The following is a 2,753-nucleotide window of genomic DNA, read 5'->3' on the forward strand; positions in this document are numbered from 1 at the left end:
AGTAAACGGTAAATAACCCGTACCTGTACCGGCTGGAACAGATATGGCATACTGTCTCGGGGGGTATCGAGAAATCTCGACACTTCCCGAGACATAGTATGTGGGGGTAAGCAGAATGAACGTAAATGCAGTCAAGCATCAGGCAAAACTTTTGGAGTGGAAAGAGCGTGTAGCCACATGCCGGAGCAGCGGGCTAAGCGTAAAACGGTGGTGTCAGGAAAACGGCTGTTCACCTAAGACTTATTACCACTGGGAACGGGAAGTCTTGGGAAAAGTACGGGAAATCGAGAGGCCAGAGTCTCGGCCGGTGTTGACTGAGCTTGTCGTTGCGAAAGCATTGCCGGAACACCATGCGGCAAACACATCGTTTGTTCCGGCCGCTGTTATCCGCTTCGGACAGATGGAACTGGAGTTATCCAATACAGTATCAGCAGAGCTGTTGAGCCACCTGAAAGGACTGATGCAGCTTGCTGAATGACGCGAAAGGATTCAGTCGAATCATCATTGCCTGCGGCCGAACGGATCTGAGACGCGGGATAGATGGTCTTGCCGCAGTCGTAGCGGAACAGTTCCGGCTGGACCCTGCTGAGAAAAATGTTCTGTTTCTGTTTTGCGGGACAAAGACGGATCGCATCAAAGGGATCGTCTTTGAGGGAGACGGCTATCTGCTTTTATATAAGCGGCTTTCTGCAGGTCGCTTCCGCTGGCCCAGAACGCAGGAAGAAGCCATGGCAATTACGCAGGAGCAGTTCGACTTACTGATGCAGGGCATGACGATCGTATCAACGATACGGCAGGTTACGCCGAAAAGACTATGCTGAGTCCGTCAAAACGGAGAAAATACAGCGCAAATTATCTGCCAAAGCGGTGCCGGGGATCGCAATTTCCGAGATATGTGGAAAAAGCGAGTTCTCGGTACTGCTTTTATCCACCTTTTCGCCGGCGCAATAGGAATGAGCGCAGTCCCAATGCTCTTTTGTGGATTGCCCGGCAGCTGCAAACAGAAGATTTCAACAGTCATTATGACGAAAGCGATTGCAAGAAAAAGTGGCATGATTCATTACTTTGCAGTATAATAAGGCCATCTGAGGTAAGGAGAATCCACGCATGAAGCAGTACACGCCGGAGGAACTGAATCAGCTGAGCAAGGAGGAGATTGTGTCCCTTCTTATGCAGTCGCAAAATGAGGCTGCGCGATTCAAAGAACGTCTGGAAGAACTGCAGCTGCATCTCTTTGGCCGCAGCACCGAGCGTCTTGAGTGCCTGGGTCAGTTGAGCGCATTCAACGAAGCGGAGGTTGTCTGCAACGAAGAGGAAAAAGAGCCTGAGATAGAGGATGCTGTCGTTGCACGCTCGAAGAGACCGCGCGGCAAATTGGCAGAAGATCTCAAGGATCTTCCCACGCGAAAAGAAATGCACGAACTGTCCGAAGACGAGCTTACCCGCATTTTCGGACAGGATGGTTGGAAGCGTCTGCCGGATGAGATCAGCTGGAGTCTTGAGTACCACCCCTCTGTAAAAGAAGCGGTGGAACACCATACTGCTGTGTACGCGGCAAAGAACGAAGACCGGATCGTACGCGCTCCGCGCGGCGCAACGCTTCTTGCACACAGCATAGCGACACCGTCTCTGGTAGCGGCGATCATGAATGCAAAATATACCAATGCCATACCGCTGTACCGTCTCCACCAGGAATTCGAGCGCAACGGCGTCAAAATCTCTGAGCCGACGATGGCGAACTGGGTGATCCGGTGCGCACAGCGCTATCTTCAGCCGGTATATGACAAGCTGCACGAGGAGCTATGCCGGGCGGATATCGTTCAGGCGGATGAAACACCCTGTCAGGTGAACAAGGATGGGCGACCGGCCAATGCGAAATCCTATATGTTCGTCTACTGCAGCGGAGAACTGGAGAAAGAGCGTGGGATCGTCCTCTATGATTACCAAAAGACAAGGAATGCCGACCATTTGGATGAGTTCCTCAAGGACTTTTCCGGTACTCTGGTTTCAGATGCCTACAGCGGATACCACGCTTTGGACAGGCGAAGGGATGACATCCGGATTTCGCATTGCTGGGCGCATGCACGCCGTGATTTTTCAGACGCGGTAAAGCTGATGAAGAAAACGGGAGGGCCGTCCAAGCAGCGCATCAAGAAGTCAATTGCATATCAGGCGTTGGAGCGGATAGGAACCATGTACGCATTGGAAGATGAATACAGGGAACTACCCCCCGAGGAACGTCTCAGCCGCCGTCAGGAGCATATAAAGCCTCTGGTGGAGGCTTACTTCGCGTGGGTAAAGGAGATCAATCCGGATACCGTGATGAGCGAGAAAACGAAGGACGGTCTGCGGTACAGCATCAATCAGGAAAAATATCTCAAGGTCTTTTTGAAGGACGGAAATATCCCGATTGATAATTCGGCCAGCGAGCGAGCCATTCGCCCATTCACGATTGGAAGATCCAACTGGCACGTGATTGATTCCCTCAAAGGGGCAGACGCCAGCGCCGTCGTTTACAGCATTGTTGAAACGGCAAAGGCAAATCAACTGAAGCCATACGAATACCTGAAGCATTTGCTTTCGGTCACGGTGGAACACATCTACGACACCGATCCGGCGTATCTGGAGGATCTGATGCCCTGGTCCGAAAACCTACCGGATATTTGCAGGAAAGACTCTTAACTGAAGGTCGGCAGCCATCTTTGCGTGGCCGCCGACCTTCTTTGTCAAGGTACGGGTTATTTACCGCTTAC

At 51.8% G+C, this 2,753-nt stretch carries 3 protein-coding genes; all 3 read left to right on the top strand.

The window, feature by feature from the left end:
• The first annotated feature begins 115 nt into the window (after positions 1 to 115).
• The 3 genes from KQI17_RS13240 (at position 116) to KQI17_RS13250 (ending at position 2,682) form a co-directional block, all read left to right on the top strand.
• Positions 116 to 478, top strand: coding sequence for a transposase (locus KQI17_RS13240; protein ID WP_216496669.1), 363 nt, complete (start codon positions 116 to 118; stop codon positions 476 to 478).
• A complete protein-coding gene (tnpB, locus tag KQI17_RS13245; RefSeq protein ID WP_216496670.1) occupies positions 468 to 821 on the top strand; it encodes an IS66 family insertion sequence element accessory protein TnpB in 354 nt (117 codons plus the stop codon). The genes KQI17_RS13240 and tnpB overlap by 11 nt, the downstream gene beginning before the upstream one ends.
• 286 nt (positions 822 to 1,107) lie before the next feature.
• Positions 1,108 to 2,682: an IS66 family transposase gene (locus KQI17_RS13250; RefSeq protein ID WP_216496671.1), complete on the top strand. Its 1,575-nt coding sequence runs from the start codon at positions 1,108 to 1,110 to the stop codon at positions 2,680 to 2,682.
• The last annotated feature ends 71 nt before the right edge of the window (positions 2,683 to 2,753 follow it).

Source organism: Oscillibacter sp. MSJ-31 (assembly GCF_018918025.1).
Classification (GTDB): Bacteria; Bacillota; Clostridia; order Oscillospirales; family Oscillospiraceae; genus Hominicoprocola.